The sequence below is a fragment of the Streptomyces sp. HUAS CB01 genome (genome assembly GCF_030406905.1).
GTDB classification, from domain to species: Bacteria; Actinomycetota; Actinomycetes; order Streptomycetales; family Streptomycetaceae; genus Streptomyces; species Streptomyces chengbuensis.
On sequence record NZ_CP129137.1, the window covers coordinates 2243686 to 2262918 of the forward strand.

The 19233-nt window shown below is 68.9% G+C and carries 21 protein-coding genes; 15 read left to right on the plus strand and 6 right to left on the minus strand.

The window, feature by feature from the left end; translation table 11 throughout:
* Positions 1–242: 242 nt before the first annotated feature.
* Positions 243–866 carry a nucleotidyltransferase domain-containing protein gene (locus QRN89_RS09965; RefSeq protein ID WP_290348998.1) on the plus strand — a complete coding sequence of 208 codons (624 nt, stop codon included), beginning with the start codon at positions 243–245 and terminating at the stop codon, positions 864–866.
* On the opposite strand, the gene QRN89_RS09970 is transcribed toward QRN89_RS09965, so the two are convergent.
* The 3 genes from QRN89_RS09970 to QRN89_RS09980 are packed head-to-tail and all read right to left on the minus strand — an operon-like array spanning position 853 to position 3812.
* Positions 853–1311 carry a PPC domain-containing DNA-binding protein gene (locus tag QRN89_RS09970; protein ID WP_290348999.1) on the minus strand — a complete coding sequence of 153 codons (459 nt, stop codon included), beginning with the start codon at positions 1309–1311 and terminating at the stop codon, positions 853–855. The two genes, QRN89_RS09965 and QRN89_RS09970, sit on opposite strands and share 14 nt — an antisense overlap.
* Before the next feature lie 27 nt (positions 1312–1338).
* Complete coding sequence (locus QRN89_RS09975) at positions 1339–2340, minus strand: asparaginase (protein WP_290349000.1); 1002 nt, start codon at positions 2338–2340, stop codon at positions 1339–1341.
* A gap of 59 nt (positions 2341–2399) precedes the next feature.
* Positions 2400–3812 (minus strand): helix-turn-helix domain-containing protein, encoded by a 1413-nt coding sequence (locus tag QRN89_RS09980; RefSeq protein ID WP_290349001.1) that lies wholly within the window; start codon positions 3810–3812, stop codon positions 2400–2402.
* A 306-nt stretch (positions 3813–4118) separates the two neighbouring features.
* Between QRN89_RS09980 and QRN89_RS09985 the strand changes: the two genes are divergently transcribed.
* The 13 genes from QRN89_RS09985 to QRN89_RS10045 all read left to right on the plus strand — a co-directional run bounded on the left by QRN89_RS09985 (position 4119) and on the right by QRN89_RS10045 (position 15374).
* Positions 4119–4880 (plus strand): hypothetical protein, encoded by a 762-nt coding sequence (locus QRN89_RS09985; protein WP_290349002.1) that lies wholly within the window; start codon positions 4119–4121, stop codon positions 4878–4880.
* Entirely contained in the window at positions 4877–5563 is a 687-nt protein-coding gene (locus tag QRN89_RS09990) for a nucleoside/nucleotide kinase family protein (protein ID WP_290349003.1), read from the plus strand. The genes QRN89_RS09985 and QRN89_RS09990 overlap by 4 nt, the downstream gene beginning before the upstream one ends.
* Positions 5556–6425: an isocitrate lyase/phosphoenolpyruvate mutase family protein gene (locus QRN89_RS09995; protein ID WP_290349004.1), complete on the plus strand. Its 870-nt coding sequence runs from the start codon at positions 5556–5558 to the stop codon at positions 6423–6425. Before QRN89_RS09990 ends, QRN89_RS09995 begins: the two co-directional genes overlap by 8 nt.
* The gene (locus QRN89_RS10000) at positions 6416–6886 is read left to right on the plus strand and encodes an NUDIX domain-containing protein (protein WP_290349005.1); all 471 of its coding nucleotides are present in this window, start codon (positions 6416–6418) and stop codon (positions 6884–6886) included. Before QRN89_RS09995 ends, QRN89_RS10000 begins: the two co-directional genes overlap by 10 nt.
* A gap of 5 nt (positions 6887–6891) precedes the next feature.
* Positions 6892–7557: a TylF/MycF/NovP-related O-methyltransferase gene (locus QRN89_RS10005; protein WP_290349006.1), complete on the plus strand. Its 666-nt coding sequence runs from the start codon at positions 6892–6894 to the stop codon at positions 7555–7557.
* Positions 7554–8477: an NAD(P)-dependent oxidoreductase gene (locus tag QRN89_RS10010; RefSeq protein ID WP_290349007.1), complete on the plus strand. Its 924-nt coding sequence runs from the start codon at positions 7554–7556 to the stop codon at positions 8475–8477. Before QRN89_RS10005 ends, QRN89_RS10010 begins: the two co-directional genes overlap by 4 nt.
* Positions 8474–9340 carry a hypothetical protein gene (locus QRN89_RS10015; protein ID WP_290349008.1) on the plus strand — a complete coding sequence of 289 codons (867 nt, stop codon included), beginning with the start codon at positions 8474–8476 and terminating at the stop codon, positions 9338–9340. The genes QRN89_RS10010 and QRN89_RS10015 overlap by 4 nt, the downstream gene beginning before the upstream one ends.
* Positions 9341–9370: 30 nt before the next feature.
* Positions 9371–11230 (plus strand): radical SAM protein, encoded by a 1860-nt coding sequence (locus QRN89_RS10020; protein ID WP_290349009.1) that lies wholly within the window; start codon positions 9371–9373, stop codon positions 11228–11230.
* Positions 11227–11946 carry a 2OG-Fe(II) oxygenase gene (locus tag QRN89_RS10025; RefSeq protein ID WP_290349010.1) on the plus strand — a complete coding sequence of 240 codons (720 nt, stop codon included), beginning with the start codon at positions 11227–11229 and terminating at the stop codon, positions 11944–11946. The genes QRN89_RS10020 and QRN89_RS10025 overlap by 4 nt, the downstream gene beginning before the upstream one ends.
* An 86-nt stretch (positions 11947–12032) precedes the next feature.
* A complete protein-coding gene (locus tag QRN89_RS10030; RefSeq protein WP_290349011.1) occupies positions 12033–12194 on the plus strand; it encodes a hypothetical protein in 162 nt (53 codons plus the stop codon).
* A 56-nt stretch (positions 12195–12250) separates the two neighbouring features.
* Positions 12251–13141 (plus strand): aKG-HExxH-type peptide beta-hydroxylase, encoded by an 891-nt coding sequence (locus QRN89_RS10035; RefSeq protein WP_290349012.1) that lies wholly within the window; start codon positions 12251–12253, stop codon positions 13139–13141.
* A gap of 596 nt (positions 13142–13737) precedes the next feature.
* On the plus strand, positions 13738–15129 hold the full coding sequence (locus QRN89_RS10040; protein WP_290349013.1) for a deoxyguanosinetriphosphate triphosphohydrolase family protein: 1392 nt from the start codon (positions 13738–13740) through the stop codon (positions 15127–15129).
* A 122-nt stretch (positions 15130–15251) separates the two neighbouring features.
* A complete protein-coding gene (locus tag QRN89_RS10045) occupies positions 15252–15374 on the plus strand; it encodes a hypothetical protein (protein WP_290349014.1) in 123 nt (40 codons plus the stop codon).
* A gap of 208 nt (positions 15375–15582) precedes the next feature.
* On the opposite strand, the gene QRN89_RS10050 is transcribed toward QRN89_RS10045, so the two are convergent.
* The 3 genes from QRN89_RS10050 to istA all read right to left on the minus strand — a co-directional run bounded on the left by QRN89_RS10050 (position 15583) and on the right by istA (position 18494).
* The gene (locus QRN89_RS10050) at positions 15583–16062 is read right to left on the minus strand and encodes a hypothetical protein (RefSeq protein ID WP_290349015.1); all 480 of its coding nucleotides are present in this window, start codon (positions 16060–16062) and stop codon (positions 15583–15585) included.
* A 66-nt stretch (positions 16063–16128) separates the two neighbouring features.
* Positions 16129–16905, minus strand: coding sequence for an IS21-like element helper ATPase IstB (istB, locus tag QRN89_RS10055; RefSeq protein WP_290349016.1), 777 nt, complete (start codon positions 16903–16905; stop codon positions 16129–16131).
* Complete coding sequence (gene istA, locus QRN89_RS10060) at positions 16902–18494, minus strand: IS21 family transposase (RefSeq protein WP_290349017.1); 1593 nt, start codon at positions 18492–18494, stop codon at positions 16902–16904. Before istA ends, istB begins: the two co-directional genes overlap by 4 nt.
* Positions 18495–18786: 292 nt before the next feature.
* Here istA and QRN89_RS10065 point away from each other — a divergent pair, with 292 nt between their 5' ends.
* Entirely contained in the window at positions 18787–19224 is a 438-nt protein-coding gene (locus QRN89_RS10065; RefSeq protein ID WP_290349018.1) for a hypothetical protein, read from the plus strand.
* The last annotated feature ends 9 nt before the right edge of the window (positions 19225–19233 follow it).

The window sequence follows — 19233 nt, forward strand, 5'->3', positions numbered from 1 at the left end:
AGTTGCTGCAGCCCTTGGATCTCACGCCCCGGGGTGAGACGGTCGGCCAGCTCGCGGCGGATCTGGCAAGGCGGCGGTCCTCCCGAGTGGCGCCCGTCCTCAGGGCAGCGCGCCAGGGTGGGAAATCTAAGTGAGCAGATCTGGGGAACCCTGAGCACAGGGTGGGGAATTTCAACGAGCCTCATCACCGACCCGCCGCCGACCTTCACTTCCGCTCGTCCGGTCACTGGGAGTATGGGCGCGTGAGTGCTGACGTGTTGGGACGCTGGGTACCGGACAGTCCCGAGGATGTGGCCACGGTCTTCGCCAAGGCGGACTTCCCGTGGTGGATCGCCGGTGGCTACGCGATCGAACTCGCGGTCGGCCGCGAGCTGCGCGCACACGGCGATCTCGACGTGCTCGTCCTCCGGCGTGACCAGGCCCTCGTACGTGAACTGCTGGCCGACTGGGACCTGTACGTGGCGGACCCGCCCGGCCAGGGACAGCTTCGACCGTGGAGTCCTGGAGAGGTCCTTCGGCCTCCGCTCCACGACATCTGGTGCCGCCGCACGCCGAATGCGCCCTGGTCCGTGCAGCTCATGCTGGACGAGGCTGAGGGCACCCAGTGGGTCTCGCGGCGCACCCCGGAGATCCGGCTCCCGATCAACCGACTCGGGCGGACGAGTGAGACGGGCATCCCGTATCTCGCGCCGGAGGTGCAGCTCTTCTACAAGGCCAAGGCGACCCGGGACAAGGACGAGACCGACTTCGAAGCTGTGCTGCCGCTGCTCGACGCTCCGGCACGCGCTTGGCTGGCGAACGCGATCAACGTGATCGCGCCCAACCACCCCTGGCTTCGCCGGCTCCTTCCGGTCAGCCGAACGTGAGCAGCGGCACGTCGTAGAGGTCGGGGTTCCGAGGCCGGGTCATCGTGGGCGACGTGACCTCCACGATCAGCAGTTCGCTGAGGAACTGGACCTTGGCGCTGAGGAGGTGGCTCGTCCTGCCGTCGGCCGACTGGGCCTTCAGGCCGGCGGAGACGTGGATGTGCGGGAGTATCCCGCCGGTGGCCGGGTCGTGGGCGAGGGTGCCGGCGCCGAACGCCTCGACGTTGGTGACGTACGTCTTCGCCCAGACCGGTGCGTCCGGGTCGGCGAGCTTCTCGCAGGCACCCACGATCTCGGCCTCTGCGAAGGCGCCGATGAACGAGGGGATGTAGCCCTGCCGTACGCCGTTGTCCCGGCAGAAGCTGGACAGCGCCTCGAAGAAGTCCTCCCCGTGGTCGAAGGTGACGCCGAAGGTACGGCCGACGGTCAGCTCGTGAGCACGCATGCGCGGGTGTCTCCTGAAGAGGTGGGGTCAGCGGGTGGAGGCGGTGGTGAAGGTCTCTCGGACCGCGGCCCCGTCGGCGCCCTGGGCGAGCAGGGCCTGCAGCAGGAGCCGCGCCTGGTACGGGCCGAGGTCTCCGGCGCCGATGAGCCCTCGTCCGAGGAGGTCCCTCTCGGAGCCGGGGAAGCCGTACGTGTCCGAGAGGACGGGTCCGTTGCCGATGCGGGAGGCGAGGACCACGGGGATGCGGGACGCGAGCTTGGTGAGCCCTTCGACGAGGCGCTCCGGGACGTGGCCGACGCCGAAGGCCGCGACCACGAGTCCGTCGCAGTTGCCGTCCCACAGGTCGAGCAGGGTGCCGTCGTCGCCGAAGGTGACGGTGTAGAGCCCGACGCGCGCCTCACGGCCGGGGGCGCCCACCAGCGGTCCGCGGGACGGCAGGCCGCCCACCATCCGCACCCGGTTCTCCGCGATCCGCGCGATCGGGCCGCTTGCTGGTGAGGTGAAGGCGGCGGGGCTGGTGGTGTGGGACTTGCGGACGGTGCGTGCCGAGTGGACCTCGTCGCCGAGTACGACGAGGCAGCCGGCGCCGCTGAGTCCGGGAGCGGCGGCGGCCAGGACGGCGGCGTGGAGGTTGGCCGGACCGTCGGCACCAGGCAGGGTGGGGTTCCGCATCGCGCCGGTGACGACGACCGGCTGCTCGTGGCCGTGGTAGAGGTCGAGGAGGAAGGCGGTCTCCTCGATGGTGTCGGTGCCCTGGGTGATGACGACGCCGTCGACGTCTCCGGTCTCCAGCTCCGCCGTGATCGCGGCCGCCAGTGCGGTGAGGTCCTCGAAGGTCAGGGAGGCGCCGGGCAGACGTCGGAAGTCCCGCACCTTGAGGCCGATGCCGCTCGTGGCCAGGGCGGGTACCGCGGCAAGGAGTTCGTGGGCCGAGAGCGCGGGTACGACGCCTCCGGTGGTGGGATCCGTGGTCATGGCGATCGTGCCGCCGAGGGAGAAGACCGCCACGTTCCTGACCGACTCCGTCATATCCCCTGCTCCCCTGTCCGGACGCCGCCGAGCGCGGTCTCACGAGTGGTTCACGCAGGCTATCGGGTCGGCGCCGTCCGGGTACGCGGAATGATCACCAACTGCTCGGCCACGAACCGGCAGGCAGCTTCGAGCCCTTCGAGGCCGAGCAACCGGCTGCGCGGCCGGGCCAGCCGCTCCGTACCGGCCGCCGACAACTGTGCGCACCGTCGCCCGAGCCAGGAGGCGTCGAGGCCGAGGTACTCCGCGGTCGCCGCCAGGCGCTGTCCTGCCTGATCGGCCGCCGTGGCCGAGTGCTGGCTGACGTGGCTCGTCACATCGGCGAACGTCCGCAGGGCTCCCGGCCGCGCGATGACCGCGAGGTGGGACGCGCCCTCGGTCCGTACCCATGTGGCGATGACGGCCCGGCGCCCGTGGGAGAGCGCGAAGCCGTCGGTGTGGGCGAATCCTCCGTCGTCGGTCACCCAGGTGCGGATGCCGAAGGACTCCATGAGCGCGATGGCGAGGAAGAGCAGAACGCGCTCGTACGCGGGCGAGGAGGCGACCGCCGTCTCGGGGACGCAGAACCCCCGACCGCTGGTACCACCCGGACGCCTGGGCGCCATTCGTTCCAGGTACTGGTACTTGTGCCGGAAGAACAGCCAGGTAGCGGCCTCCTCACCGCGCTGTTCCCTGGTCCAGAAGACGGGCTCGTCGCCCAGGTGGTCACGGTGGCCCAGGATGTACCGGGCAGCGGTCTCCGAGCCGATCAGCATCCGAGAGACTTCGGTCAGGCCGAGGTCGGAGGCGAGCGGCGAGCCTGGGGAAGCGGTGAGCGAAGCCAGCGAGGTGTGCAGGGTCTGGTCGTCGCCGAGCAGTGCCGCCTCGAATCCCGACATGGCCCACAGGATGCCGTAGGTCAGGTCGTCCAGTTCGTACGCGGCGGGGATGTCGACCGGGTCCGAGGCGGTGCCGCGTACACCGCTCGGTCGGCCGTCGGTGACGAACTGCCGGACCGCCCCGTCCACCGTGCGGTTCGCGACGACGAGCGCGCGCATCGGCATGGTGCGCCAGGCGTCCAGCTCCGGGCGGGAGTCGAGTCGCAGGCTGTCCCCGAGGAAGGAGGCCGCGGGGAGGGTCAGCACGGGAATCGCCGTCGTCGAGACGGACCGGCCGGCGGGTAACAGAAGCTGGCCCGGACCTTCGGGCAACGCCGCGTACCCACGCGCTCCGGTGTCCGCCATCCCCGGTCGGCCCGTGGAGTCCGGGATGTGCGGATCGGCCGTGGGCAGGAGCCCGAGCAGCTCCTCCGGGACTCCCAGCGCATCGGTCCACTGGACGAACTGCCGTCGGTCCCGGATCTGTTTGAGCCCGCGCTCCAGTCTGCTGACCTCGGCCTGGTCGATGCTGACCATCCGCGCCACGCCCGCCTGGGAGAGGCCGGTGTGCTTCCTGAACAGCTTGACGACGGTGCCGAGTTCCCATGCGGCCACGGCTCGCCTGACCGTCGGATCACGCCAGAAGGCCGGGTCGGCCCGTCGGGCGGCCGGCCCGTCCTGGCACGAGGCGCATCGTGTACCGGCGTTGAAGCGACTGAGAAGGGCACCGCAGCGTGTGCACCGCCGCTGTCCGCTGTCGACCATGGTCGGCATTCTCCCTCGCTCTGCGACCGCCCGGACACGTTCCGCTGGTGGGGCTCATAAACACTCATAGGCGTGGGCCTTCGTGGCGGCCATCGTGGTGGAGCACCACCGACCGGAGCCGCGTGCCGCGACTCCCCGGACGTGAGGATCCGACCTGTGATCTCCTTGACCCTGCCGCCACGGCCCCCCGGTTCGCCGCCGCTGGCCCATGCCTGGCAGACGCTGGCGGACGGGCTGCTGACCCAGCGGCTCCATCTCCATCTCGACGAATGGCGGGCCTCCGTCACCGAGAGGAAGACGCTGCCGGACGTGCCGGGCGCCGATGTCTCCGTGCTGGCCCAGCGCCCGTCGCCGCTGCCGGCTGGCGACGAGTCCGCAATGACACTGCTGGAGGACGCCGAGCTCGGCTTCTGGTGGGAGCTGCCCCAGCGGCACGGAGCGGAGTCGCGGAACCGGCGCGGGGAGCTTCACCGCGCCGCCGACACCGCTGCCCAGAGCATCCTCGCGGAGCAGTCCGGGGCGGCATGGTCCGACGCCGTGACCGCCGTCAGCGCCGCCGCCGCGTGGTGGGTGGGCTTCTTCGCGGTGATCCGCCACCGCGGGGTGCACCACATCACGCTGGAGCCGCACCCGGGCTCGCTCCATGAGCAGGCCCTGGGCAACGCAGTGGGCGTCGTGGCCCACGGCATGGCCACGCGGGTGCTGGAGGCAGCGCTGCGTGACTCCGACGACGACCCGGCCCTCCGCGCCGCGTACTGCCGGGCCATCGAGGCCGGCATCTGCGTCGAGCCCGAGCTGCCCCGTCTCATCGACGAGTTGGCGGAGCTGCGGCTGGTGGACCTGGTGTCCACCACGGCCCGCTGGCGGGGCCGCTTCACCAAGTACGCCGGCGGCACGGGAGCGGGGCAGGTCGAATGAACCACCGCTATCCGTTCATCGTCATCGAGGGGCTCGACGGCACCGGCAAGACGACGCTGCGCAAGGGCCTGTTCCGGCTCTGGGAGGGGCTCTACAGCGTCCCCCCGCTGTGCATGCTCACGACCAACTTCCTCGCCGCCGACCAGGCCGCCGCCATCGTCACGGGCAAGTACCAGCCGAACGCCGGGAACCGTGACGCCTACCTGTCCGCGATCGCGACGGACAAGCGGGCCACGCTGGATCGTCTCGTGCTCCCCCAGCGGACGGCCCGGCCCGTGATCGCGGATCGCTGGCTCCTCAGCGAGCTGGCCTTCTTCGCCGTGAAGCACGATATGAGGGCGTCGGAGACGTACGAGACGCTGGCCGCGCAGCTCGCCGTGGCCCCCGATCTCACGCTCGTCCTGGACCTGGAGACCGACGCCTCGATGAGCCGGGCGCAGGCCCGCCAGGGTGACGCCGTCCGGGCCGACTGGGACGTGCACGACGTCCAGAGCCGGGTTCGCGAGACCTACGAGGCCGTGGTCACGAAGCCCGACGAGTTCCCGCTCCTCGGCGACGTGGTCCGCTTGGACGCCCGCCGGCCCCGGTCCGAGGTGCTGCTCACCGCCTGGGACGTACTGCGAGAACGGCAGCTGGTGCCGTCGCTCGCCGCCCCCACGGAAAGAGGAGAGACCCATGGCTGACGGCACGAAGGCGACGCGTCTGCGCGAGGCCCTCGGCGACAGCGAGCGGAAGCACCCGCTCCTGGCGATCGGTGCGGTGAACGCGCTCGCCGCGCACGTCGCGGCGGAAGCGGGCTTCGACGCCCTGTGGGTGAGCGGCCTGGAGGTTTCCGCGGCCTCCGGGCTGCCGGACGCCAACGTCCTGGGCCCCCGGGACCTGTCCGACGTGGTCGCCGCGCTCGGCCGTGTCACCGAACTGCCCGTCGTCGTGGACATCGACAACGCGGGCGGCTCGGGGCGCACAGCGGAGCGGTTCGCGTCCGACCTAATGCGTGCCGGAGCCGCGGCGGTGTGTGTCGAGGACAGCGCGTACCCGAAGTGCAACAGCTTCGCGGCCCACCGGGCTCAGAGTCTCGCCGACCGGGATCTGCTGTGCGAGCAGGTGGGGCGCATACGGAAGATCGCCGGTGACGGCCTCGTGGTCGTGGCCCGCACCGAGGCCCTGATCGCCGGTGAGGACATGGCCACGGCGATCGCCCGTGCCGAGGCGTACGCCGAGGCCGGAGCGGATGCGGTACTCATCCACTCCAAGGACGCGACCGGTGAGCAGGCGCGAGCCATCGGGCGAGCGTGGAATCACGGCGTGCCGCTGGTCAGCGTGCCCACGGCGTTCCCCGACCTGAGCGCCGCCGAACTCGGCGAGGCCGGCTTCCACCTCTGCATCTACGCGAACCAGCTCAGCCGTGCCGCCCTCGCGGGTATGCGCGCCGCCGCCCGTCAGTTCCGGCGCGGAGGGAGCTTCCGCTCCACCGTCGCGGGGTCTCTGGCGGAGGTCGGTGACCTGATGCGCGTCGGCGAGCCGGAGGCGCTGTCGTGCGTCTGACACCCGAGCTGCCTCGGATCAGTGTCTCCGTGAAGGCGGCGATCGTGCGCGACGGCGCCGTCCTGCTGCTGTCGTACGACGACGAGACTGGGTTCCACTACAACCTTCCCGGCGGCAAAGCCCAGGTCGGCGAGGATCTGCGCCAGGCCGTGAACCGCAAGGTCGCACAGGAGACCGGCCTCCAGGTCGTGGCCCGGCGTCTGCTGTGCGTCGTCGAGTACGTCCCCGAGTCGTGGCAGAGCGAGTTCGGGGACGTGCAGAAGGTTCAGTTCAACTTCCTCGCCGAGCAAGTGGACGACGCCGAGCCGTGCATGCCGGAACCGCCGGACCCCATCCAGGTGGGCTTCGAGTGGGTTCCGCTGGAACGTCTGGGCGACGTGTACCTGCTGCCCCGGATCAACAGCCCATTGTCGGCGGCGTTGAGCGGGGAGCTCGCCGACCCCTTCGTGGACAGGTGGTGACCTTCATGGATCCGATGCTGAAGGATCTGCGGGAGTGGCTGCTGCGGGAGCACGCTGGGACGGTCTGTGCCGACCGGCTCCGCGTGATCGCCGACGAGCTCGCCGACCTGACCGCCCGCGGTCTGCCCGGAGCCGTGGTGGAACTCGGCTGCTACAGGGGCGCGATGGCCATCTGGATCCGTAGCGTGCTCGACTCGCTGGGCGACCGCGACCGCGAGATCCATGTCTACGACTCCTTCCAGGGCATGCCCGCGCCCGGCTCCGAGGACTCGGACCATCTGGCGGCGGGCGAGCTCCGGTCGTCCCCGGACGACGTGCGCGCCACGCACGCGGCCTGGGGCAGGCCGGCGCCGGTCATCCATCCGGGATGGTTCGACGAGACCCTTCCCGAGGAGCTGCCCGGCGAGATCGCGTTCGCCTACCTGGACGGCGACTTCTACGACTCGACCCTCACGGGACTCACGCACTGCATCACCCGCCTGGTGCCGACGGGCGTGCTGCTCGTCGACGACTACGCGGACACGGCCGTCAATCCGCGGGCCTGGGACGGGCTCCCGGGGGTGAAGCGCGCCTGCGACGCGTACTTCGGCACGCCTTCGCCCGTGACCGTCGTCGTCGGCGAGGGCGATCTCGCCTTCGGCCGGTACGAGAAGCCGGAGTCCCTCGGATGAGCGCAGTCCTCGTGGTGCGCGGAGCGGCGGATGCGGGTGCGATCCGCCGCGCGCTGCCCGGCGTTCTTGTTCACGACTTACTGGACCTAAACTCGCCTCTGGCCTCCGACACGGCCGTGGTCGTCCTGCGTTCCGGCGTCCGACTCGGCGAGCGGGAGCTCGACGCGCTCCCCCGCCTACGGCACGTCGTACGGACCGGCTCCGGCATCGACCACATCGACGTGAACGCCCTCCGGCACCGTGGCATCACGCTGCACCGCAACGCCGAGGCCGGCGCGGACGCCGTGGGCGAGTGGGTCCTCGCCGCTGCCCTCGCCCTGGCCCGACGGATCCCCTTGGGGCAGCACGCGCTCCTGCTCGGCCGGCACGAGAAGCAGGCGTGCATGGGAGCGTCACTCGGCACCCTGGCCGCAGGTATCTGGGGCGCGGGCCCGGTGGGGCTGGCCGCCGACTGGGCCCTGGCCCCCTTCCTGGGTCGGACGGCCTTCGCCGCGTGGCCATCGAACCCTCCCGGTCTGCGGGAGCTGTCGCCGACAGCCCTCATGGAGCAGTCGCAGGTACACGTGATCGCTCTGCCGCTGCGTCCCACGACCGAACAGCTCATCGGCGAGGACTTCCTCGCACGCGTCGCTCCGCAGCGGCCTCTACTCATCTGCGCAGGGCGGCTGGAGACCCTCGACGTCGCCGCCTGCCTGCGGGCGCTGGCGGATGGGAGGCTCTCGGGCCTCGCCCTCGACCCAGTCGAGCGGGAGCACCTGCCGCTCCTCACTGACTCCACGACGCCGCTCAACCTCCTGGCCTCACCTCACATAGGTGCCCAGCGGTCCGACGTGCGCGGCGCGCTCGACATATGGGCCATAGATCTCCTCAGGGAGATCACCGCCGACGACAAAATCCTGATCGAAGGAGGCCCCCGGTGAACCCATCGGCACGACTGCGCCGGGAGATCGCCGACAGAGTCGCCCAGGCGCTGCTCGCGTCCGGCGAGGCTCGTGAGGTCTGGCTGGAGGGAGCCCTCGCCTGCGGATTCGCCCACGCGGCGAGCGATATCGATCTGCGTGGCATCGTGGACGGCGCCCTACCGGCATGGGAGTCACGCATCGTGGACGGCGTCCGTGTCGACCTCCAGGCGGAGGCGCCGCAGCGGGCGGAGGAACTCCGCCACCTGCTCCGCTCCTTCGACGTCCACCGCGACGACCTCGGATCGTTCCGCCGGGTACGCGCCTCGATGCGCGACCTCATGTGTCTGCGCACCGCTCTCTCGTACGACTCCGGACGCTGGGATCCGGTGCTCGATCCCGGGGAGCGCCACGGCTACCGACTCTGGGCGGTCGCCGACCAGGCCGAAGTCGCGGCGAGTCTCGCAGAGGACCTGACCGGCCTCGTCGAGGACGGCCTGGCCGAACCCGCCGGCGTCGTGTGCCGGAAGCTGGAGATCTGCCTCACCGCGCTCGAGTGCGCGGCGGCTGGTCATCCGGTCCTGGGCGACAAGTGGCTGCCGCTGCTTGCCGGCGCTCCGTTCCGTCCGTCGATCGACCCGGCCCGCGCGGAAACGTGGGAGTGGTTCCGTCCGGTTCAGCGACGCGTGACCAGAGCGCTCCTGGGCTGCTGGCCCGTCGACGACCCGCTGCAGAAGCCTCCCAACCTGGTTGCCCCTGATGCCGGCTGGCTGCCCCAGCGGTACGCCGACGGGTGGTTCCTTCGCCGCGGCGACGTCCACATCCCCATCACCGGCGGACAGCTTCTCGGGTGGCTGTCCACCGTCTCCACCGATGGCGCGTAGACCGCGCCTCTCCTCCTCGGGAGTCCTCTGATGTCCGTCACCCGCACCGCACCCACCGACCTGGAGAGTCTCTACGCCCCGCTGCTGAGCACCGGTCCGGACACCGCGGTCTCCGTCATCCTGAAGCTCCGGGGGGAGACCTGCGACATCGACTGCCTGTACTGCTTCGAGAAGCGCAAGGAGTCACCGGGCGGCACCCGGATCAGCGCGGCACAGGTCCACCGCCTCGGTTCGATCTTCTCCGGGCGTCCGCTCAGCGTCGAACTCCATGGCGGGGAGCCCCTGACCGCTGGCCGGGAACGGATCGCGGAGATCCTGGACGCGCTCTCCGCACAGCCGAACGTCATCCGCGTGAGCCTCCAGACCAACGGCCTTCAGCTCGACGACGCCTGGCTGGATCTCTTCGAGCGGCACTGCCCGGAGCTGGAGATCGGTGTCTCCCTCGACGGCGACGCGCTCGGGAACTCGTGGCGCGTCGGTTACGACGGCCGCCCCACGTATCCCCGAGTGGTCGAAGCCCTGGAACTCCTCGGCCGTCGCGAACGCGACGTCGGCATCATCTGCGCCGTCACCCCGTACGTCCTCGGCCGGGCCTCGGACGTCATGAAGCACCTCGCCTCCTTTCCCGCCGTGAAGACGGTCAGCCTGGTGCCGTGCTTCGACGCGGCGGTCACCCGGTCGACCACTGTGGCCGGAACCCGTGTGCCGACCAGCCGGGAACTCCAGCGAAGGGCCATCGGCCCCACCGGCCCGGCCTGGGCCGTCACGCCGCGTCAGTACGCCGACTTCGTGCTGGAGGCCGCCCACCACTGGGTCGCCGACGGCCTGTTCCGCCGCGTCAAGCTGGAGCCCGTCGTCTCAGTCATCCGCCGTCTGAAGGGTCTGCGGAGCCGCTCCTGTCACTTCTCCGACTTGAAGTGCGACCACGTCCTCACCCTCTATCCCGATGACCGCCTGGGAAGCTGTGACGAGTTGCCCTGGCCGCAGGCCGGCCTCGCCGCGCTCGGCGACGTACACGCCGAGGCGGACGTGGCCAGCGCCCAGGGCGGCTCTCCCTTGCTTCACCAGGCACGCTCCCTGGTCACGAAGTGCACGACCTGCGACTACCGCGACACCTGCGGCGCAGGCTGCCCGGCGGTCCGCCTCCGCTTCGCCGCCGCGGGCGACGAGGACGCGTACTGCGACCACCGCATACGCCTGATCGACGGCGTCGCCGCCCTCCTCGCCCAGCCAGACCTCCCGCCCGGTGCGTCATGTTCCCGGTTGCGCTGGCGTCCCGTCCGCCCCAACAACATGCACCACGTCTCCGCCTTCCTGGCCCGCTGGGACGACCCCACTGCTCCCCGCTCACCCGCGCGTCTGCAGGTCAGCGCCAACGGGAACATCAACACGGTCGGCCTCCCCGGCGTGCACGAGGCAGACGATCTCGACCCCCACCATCCTCAGTGGTACGAGGGCATCGAGCCCGGCATCCGCCCGATCGTCGACGCGCTCACCTCAGGCTGGAACACCGTCACCTATGACAGCTGCCAGGGCCACGCCTACGCCGACCTCCCCGGAGACGAGCCCCGGTTCCTCTCGGTCGGCATCCTGCCGCGCGACCGCGCCGAGTACGCGCGTACAGCGGTGCGCCTGTGCCGTGCCGCCAGCCGAGCCGAGTCCTCCCTGCCCGGGGCGTGTTCGCTGGTCCTCGGTCGCAGCGAACTCACGTGCCGCACCACCGGCCGGATCTATCCGACGCTCGACCTGCATCTCGTGCCCGCTGCCGGTACCACGTCGGCCGAGTACTTCGAGGACCTCGCCCAAGCGGTGCACGTACTCACGGTGGCCCTGGCCGAAGCCGCCTCTGCCCCGCCCTCCACCCCGTGCGCGTGCGGAGGCGAGCAGTGATCCACATCGCCGAGACTCTGTCCATCCGTACTGTGGAGGGCTTCCTCAAGCCGGACGAGATCGAGCGACTCAACCTCGTCATGGACGACACGCTCGGCTCCCTCGGGCGCGACCGGTACGGAACGGCCCGCCGCACCACCATCCACGAGATCCCTGGGCACTCCCCCGCCGAGGCGCAGGACGTCTACGAGCCGGCCGGCCGGATCGAGATGGCCGACATCCCGTACGAGGCCACCGACCTCCTCGACCAGGCCCTGAAGCTCCACATGGCCTCGATCACGCGCGCGCTGCCGTCGGTCACCGGCCACCGGCCGTGGATCTACCTCGAATACGGCGCCGACCAGTACATCACCGCACATGCCGACGGTATCGCCCCCGATCCCCTCACCCGTCCCCGCCAGATCGCCGCCGCGACGGTCACACTCACGGACGTCCACGACACGGGTGGCGCGTTCTACGTGGAGACCACGGGCAGCGACGCCGTCTGGACCGCCGACGAGGCGCCAATCGGATCGGGTTACGCCCCGGGAATGCGCTTCGCACACGAGGGGACGGACATGTCCTCCCCCTGGTTCCGCACAATGCCCCGCACCCGATGGAGCGTCGCACCCGCTCCCGGCACGCTCGTGGTCTTCGGCAGCCAGCTCGTCCACGGCACCGAACCTGTCCGCGCCGGCCGCGTTCGCAAGTTCCTCACGCTCTTCGTCTCCGAGTAGGAGGCTTCGCCACCATGACCGGCCCCCGCGGCCCGCCCCGCAACCATCCCTCCCCCAACCCACAGCCCCGACCAGAGGAGAGAGCAGTGGCAGAAGACAACACGTTCGACGAGTTCCTGGAGGCAGTCGCGTCCCTGCGCGACAGCGACCCCGTGCGCACCACCGCGCACACCTCCAACGCGGCCACCGAGACCTGGCTGGCCACCACGGTGCAGCACGACGCCGCTGAGCCCACCACCGAGTCCTGACCCGCCACGGGGCCGGGCCCGTCCCGGTCCGGCCCCGTCCACTCTCGGAGCCCCAGATGAGCGCTCTCTCCCCGGAAGCCCTGGTCGCCCTCGACGGTATCGCCGACCACCAGCGCCAACGGACCAACCGCATCGCCTCCGTGCTCGGCAACCGCCTCGGCTCGTCCGCTCTCGACTACTCCGTGACCCACCACCTACTCGAAGGCGCCGAACACGCGGCGCGCGCCCGGGACGCGGACCGCCTCGCCTGGTACCGCCGTACGACGGTGCGAGACCTGACCCACCTGTCGGCCGGCCCGCACATCGTGCTCACCCCGCGCCCCGCGGACCTGCTCCGCTCGGAGATCTCCGAAACCGCGTACTACCTCGTAGGCCCCGACACCAGCCCTGCCCCACCCGAGGCACTTGGCCTCGTTCGTGCCGCCCTCGCCGCCGCGACCGAGCACGGCTTCGGCTCCCTGCTCACCCAGCACGCCCCCGTCGTCTGCCTGCTCAACCGTCGCCGACTCGACGAGACGCTCCACAGCTGGGCCCTCACCCGCCTCCCCGGCACCGTCTTCACCGATTACACCGCCCACCCCGAGGTCCTGGCCCGCGACCTGATCCACGAGGCCGCCCACAACTGGCTCAACGACGCCTTGGCCGCGCACGACGTGAGCCTCCCCGCCGACGTCACCTTCTTCTCCCCCTGGCGGGAAACTCCTCGCCCCGTATACGGCTTCCTTCACGCCTGCTGGGCCTTCTCTCTCACCGTGCTGTACGCACGGCAGGCCCGCCGCAGCGCCACGGGCGCCGTGGTCTCCTTCCTTGAAGCCCACGTGCGCCAGCAGGAGAGCCAGTTCGCCTCCGCACTCGATTCGCTGGCCGAGGCACTCTCATACGTCTCCGCTGACGCACTCCGCGATCGCGTCAGCCGTGCCGTAGACAAGGCCGTCGGATCGGCGTAACCCCAGGGGTCATCCGAGCTCTCCCATCCCCGACGGCGCGCGCGATAACAAGGGTGCGAATCCATACCATCGGGCCAGTTGTCCGACGCAGGAGCGGATAGGCGCCATGAGCCGTTTGATCGAGGCGTACGCGCCTGCCCTGCTGCGTTGGTTCCGTCTCCTGTGGGCGGTTGAGCCCTGGAACCGGGCGACCAGTGGGGAGGCACGGGACTTCACGTTGTGGCTGCAGCAGAACAAGTTCCACCGTCGCAGACCTCGACCTGGCCGGGCGGGGACGGTGAACGCCCGGACCAGAAGGCGGTGCCCAGGAGTGGGCACCACACCGGCCACGATCAACCAGACGCTGTCGGTCGTAAGCGAGTTCTACCGGTCCACGGGATCGGCAGCAGCCATTCGACTCCGCACCACGCCCACGATGCTCGTCAGCCCAAGATGCGGATGCGGATGCGGACATGTTCATGAGAAGTTCCCCGCTGCCTGGCTATGCACATGTCCTCGGCGTGCGGCTCGGCCCAGACGGCTTGACGAGCAGAACATGCCTCCGCGGGCGATGCTGGAGGTACAGCTTGCGATGCACGACACGAAGGGCTACGGCCATGACCGTCGAGCTGTCCGAGTTCTATAGGCAAAGAAACCGCGAGGAATCCCCCGCTAAAGATCCCAGGGATCGGCGTGACGCCTTCGAGCGTGACCGCGATCGACTTCTCTACTCTTCGGCATTCCGACGGCTCGCAGGAGTGGCGCAAGTCGCGGCTGTTCGCGAGCAGCACCTGCTACACAATCGACTCACGCACAGTTTGAAAGTAGGCCAGATAGGTCGACGCCTGGCCCAGCGGCTACTCGATGAGAACGCCGAGTTTCACGGAGGGCTATCCCTGGATAGCAGACGATGCCTCCCCGACATCGTCGAGTCAGCAGGATTGGCTCACGACATCGGGCATCCTCCTTTCGGTCACGCCGTAGAAGAGGTGATGGAAAGGAGAATGTCTGCGTTTGGCGGATTCGAAGGAAACGCACAGTCGTTCCGCGTCGTCACTAAGCTCGCAGTCCGCGCCGAAGAATACGACGGACTCGATCTCACTCGGGCGACCCTTAACGCAATACTAAAGTATCCACGCTACGTGACCGCTGTCCACGAGGGGGATCCCCCGCAGTGGCATGATCGCACTCACGGAGAAAAGTGGGGAGTTTATCGCAGCGAGAAGTCTGATTTCGAATTCGCCCGGAGTCACCCAGAAGGCGGCGACGAGCCCCCGTGCGGCTGCGGCCAGGTACGGAGTGCCGCCGCTGTGCTCATGGACTGGGCGGACGACATCTCCTACGTCACCCACGATGTGTACGACTATTTCCGCGCCGGACTGATGCCGCTCGACGCCCTCAGCGATCGAGAGGAAAAGTTCTTCGAATACGCCGCATCGAACCTGAAATGGCCGGAAAGTCAGTGGCCAGACTTCCAGGCCGCATACGGCGCCATCAAGGATGACATGCCGAAAACGGCCTGGGGCGAGACAAGAGCGGATCGCGTCCAATTGTACAAAATACTGAACAAGCTGATCACGCGCTTCATGAACGCCGTCGAAGTCACCTCCCCCTCCACGGTAACCGTGGGGGATAAGGAGCAGCGTCAAGCAGAGGTCCTAAAGCAACTAACATTCTTTCATGTAATCGAAAGACCGAAGCTCGCCCTTGCCCAAGAAGGGCAGAAGAAGATCGTCGGGAAACTGTTTGACGGGCTGCTGAAGGTCTACGACCCAAAGGCTGGGCGCATGGGTTCAGGAAAGTGGCCAATATTGCTGCAGGAATTCCATGCGCGGCTGATGCGAGAGTGTGACTCAGGTGGATACCTGTGGGCCGACGAAGAAAGGGTCAGTCGTGCGGTGTGTGACTACATTTGCTTGCTAACCGAGGATCAGGCGGTGGACTTGTACTCCCGGATGACAGGACTGAGCGTCTCCCAGGGTTCCATTTTCGGTTCATGGTTCGACTGAACCCTACGCGCCGGGCGCTTCCGCACCCGACTCGCCGAGCCACGGGCTGTCCGTCGCCGAGTTCGTCTACTCCGTCGTCATGGCCTGGGGACTCGGTCGCCGCCGACGTCGAGCTCGGCGGCGTGGACCAGCTGCTGAACCTCCAGATGTGCCGCAAGGTCATGACGGTCTCGGAGCAGACCTCCGAGGTCGTCATCACCACCCCGATCGTCGAGGCCACCGCCGGCTCACGGGCACCAAGATGAGCAGGGGCAATTACGTGGACCTGACAGCCTCGCCGGGGCGAGGTCTACGGCTGGCTGATGTCCATCCCCGACCACCTGACCGAGCAGTACCTCAGCTGCTCACCGAGTTGACGGACGACGAGATCCGCGTGATCACAGTGTGGACGATCACGTAATTCCCGGGGGCTGGGATCACGGGGATCCCGAGCTCCCCGGGTGATGGTCCGCGTCAGAGGCGGGGTTCGAGTCGGACGAGCCGCACTGGCTCTGCGTCGAGCAGGGATTCGTCGATCACCTCAATGGCGACCTCGTCGTTCCCGCCCTTCGGCAGGTGAAGCGTGATCAGGTAGTCGCGGAGAGCCTCTCGGATCCGCTGCGGGAGCGTCGCGAAGTCAGGGATCTCCGCCGGGTCCGCCGACAGACGCAGGTGCGCCTCGCGGGGCGCATCGATGCCGGTGACCGACACGTCGACCACGCCGTGAAGACCGGCCTCCATGAGGGCCTTTCGGGCGGAGTCGCGCAGCGCGGTGGCGGCCAGGAACTGCAGGACCTGGTCGCGTCCGAAGGCGGGCGCGACGGCCCGGGCGATCTCCTTCGCGGAGACTCCCTTGCGGGACGCGCTCGTCATGGCGGCGACGAGGAGCCTGCGCTCGCCGAGGAAGTTGTCCCGGATAGCCGTCAGGTCGGTGATCGTGTCCTTGGTGTCCATGAACACCAGGATGTGGCCTGAATTCAGGACGGTCAAGTTCCAGGGCGTCCTGAATTCAGTCCATCGCTACTTTGCTGTGGGCTTCTTCTCGGGTCTGTCCGCTGGGGTGCGGGGCCGCTTGTTGGGCCGGTAGCTGGGCCCGTTCATGATGACTTGGTGGCTGGTGTTGATCAGCCGGTCCAGCAGAGACTCGGCGACGACCGGATTGGGGAACAGCGGATACCAGTCCGAGGGCGCTCGGTTGCTGGTGATGATCAGTGAGCGTCCCTGGCGTTCGGAGACGAGTTCGTAGAGGTCGTCCGCTTGCGGCGCGGTCATCTGCCTCATGGCGAAGTCGTCGAGGATGAGGACGTCGGGCCGGATCAGCTCGCGCAGGCGCTTCTCCCAGGTGCGGTCCGCGTGGCCGCCGGCGAGCTCAGCCAGGATCCGGCTGGTCTTGGCGAAGCGGACGTTGGCGCCCTGGCGGACCGCGAGGTGGCCGAGGGCCTGAGCGATATGCGTTTTTCCTACTCCGACCGGGCCAAACAAGATCACCGACTCGCCGGCATGGAGCCAGCGCAGGGCGGACAGGTCTCGGATCTGGGCCGCGGGCAGCTTGGAGGACGCCGAGAAGTCGAACTCCTCCAGCGTGACCTGCTGCTCGAACTTCGCGCGCTGGAGGCGCCGTTGGAAGGCGACGGTCTCGCGGCGGGTGATCTCGTCCTGACACAGCACCTGCAGGAAGTCCAGGTGGCCCAGTTCCCCGCCATGGGCCTGGGAGAGCCGGGCGTCCAGGGTCTCCAGCATCCCTGACAGCCGCAGGGCCTTCAGTGACTCGCGCAGAGCGTTGCTCGTGGGGTTCATCGGGCGTCCTCCCGCGCGTCGTGGACCTGGTCGTCGAGTTCGGCGTCGTTCGCGTCGGTCGTCGTGTCGGCGGCGAACAGCCGGGCCGGGCCGTGCAGGAAGGCGGCGGCACCCGCGTCGCCGGTCTCCGGCTCGGGATCGGTCTCAGTGCCGGCGACCAGGATGCCCTTGACCGTCCGATACGAAGGGTCGCCGACGGCGATCGCTTTCGCGCAGGCCGCCTCCAGTCTGTGGTCCCCGTACTTCTTCCGCAGGCCGAGGACCCCTTGGGCGGCCCGGAGCCGATAGAGCGCGTTGACCTCCAGGAGCCCGTCGATCAGCTCTCGGCAGGCGTCGCCGACCTCGGATGCCTGGGTGCGGCACCAGACCGGGGTCCGCATCTGGAACGCGATCTTCTCCGGCGGGTAGTCGTTCTTGTCGGTGCGTTTGCCCTGTTCGAGTGCGGCATGCGTCTTGACCAGTTCCCCGTCCAGGAACACCTGCACCATCGTCGCGGTCGAGCGGACGTCAACACGCCGGCCGATCAGCTTCCACGGCACCGAATACAAGGTGCGGCCGGCCTTGATGTGGATGTCGGGGCCGACCGTGGCGGTCGACCAGCGCGCGAGGGTGAACCGGGACTGCGGCAGCGGCAGCAGCATCTGGGCCTCGACCGCTTCGAACACCGAGACCGGCGAGGCACCGCCCAACGGCCGGCACTCGCGGCGGCCGGCCACGTTCCGGGCCCATTCCACAGCCTCGGCCTGCATGTGTTCGAGTGAGACGAACTCCCGCCCGGCCCACCAGGAGTCCCTGATGTAGGGCATCTGGCGCTCAACCCGCGGCTTGTCCTTCGGTTTGACAGCGCGAGCCGGGTCCACCAACGTCCCGTAGTGCGCGGCCAGTTCGGCGTAGGCACGATTGATCTTCGGGTCGTAGAGGTCGGGTTTGTCGACGCCGGTTTTCAAGTTGTCCGGCACCAGCCGCCGCGGGACACCGCCGAAGAAGTCGAACGCTGCGACGTGGGCCTCGGTCCAGGCGTGCTGGTCCATGCTCAGCACCGGGCGCACGAACATGTGCCGCGAGCAGGGCAGCACCATGACGAACGCCCAGACGCGGTGGCGTTTGCCCGTGCGGGGATTGATCCACTGCCCGAGGAACCCGTAGTCGATCTGGGCCTCGGAACCCGGCTCGACCTCCTCTCGCAGCACCGTGACGCGCGCCCGGTCGGCCTGTTCGGGCATCGTGGCCCGGACCCAGCGCCGGAAGGTGGCCACCGACACCGTCAGACCGCGCTCGTCGCGAAGCCGCTGGTGGATCGTGGACATGTTGACCGTGCCCAGCAGGTCCTTGACGAAGTCGCGGTGCGGATCGATCTCGCCCCAGGTGATCTGCCGCAGCCTGCGGTCGGTCATCTCCGGGAACCAGCCCTTGATGAGCTTGGACCAGTCCTCCTCGGCCATCGGCGGGCCGCCCGGCACGATTCCGGACCGCTCGGCCGGCCGCAGGTACTTCCTCACCGTCTTCGGGTCCACCCCCAGCGACGTCGCGACCTCGGTCTTGGACCGTCCCGCGTACCAGTGGACGAAGATCTCGGTGATGTCGACCACGACGAATGTCCTCCTTGCCATCCGGCTGCCCATCGGCCCGTCAGAAACCGCTGGAGGCGTCAGGGATGGTGATCGCCGTACTTCGCGACCCTGTCCCCGTTGACCCGAGGCCGTGCTACCCATCGGGATCAAGAACGTGCCGATGAAGACAAGAACCAGCCCCCAAACCACCCGCGAGAGCGCACTCAACCTCGGGAACCGGAGAACCCGTGTATGCCGCCCACTGCGGCGGGACGAACGACAAGGGGGTGGGGAATTATTTGATCGCGATCATGAAATCGGCGGGAAAAACTTGATCGCCGACACCAAGCGCATGGAGGAGGGAAACGCGCATCTGATGACGGTCGAGCGCATCCTGGCCGGCGAGTGCGCTCCACGGCGTGGACGCTGCTGCCGCCCGCGCGGAGTTCACGGCGCGCTTCTCAAGCGCTCCTTCGGGGACACTCAGAACCTCCGCGTCATCTTCCTGAAGGACCACGCCGAGGACACGCTCAGGGCGCTGGTCAGCCGCACGCTGGACTTCGCGCCAAGCATCTCCGCCGTGCGCCTCGTGGCTCAGCAGAACGGTCTCCGCCTCATCCGCGAATCAGACGGAGACCAGCAGACCACGCAGCTCTCAGAGCCTTCCGTTCAGCAGACGCTCGACGCGGTCGCGAGCGAGGTCGGGGTACTCGACGGCGCGGAGCTGTACCTCAAGGTCGGCCGCAAGGTCGCCCGCATCGACGTCTGAAACTGGGAC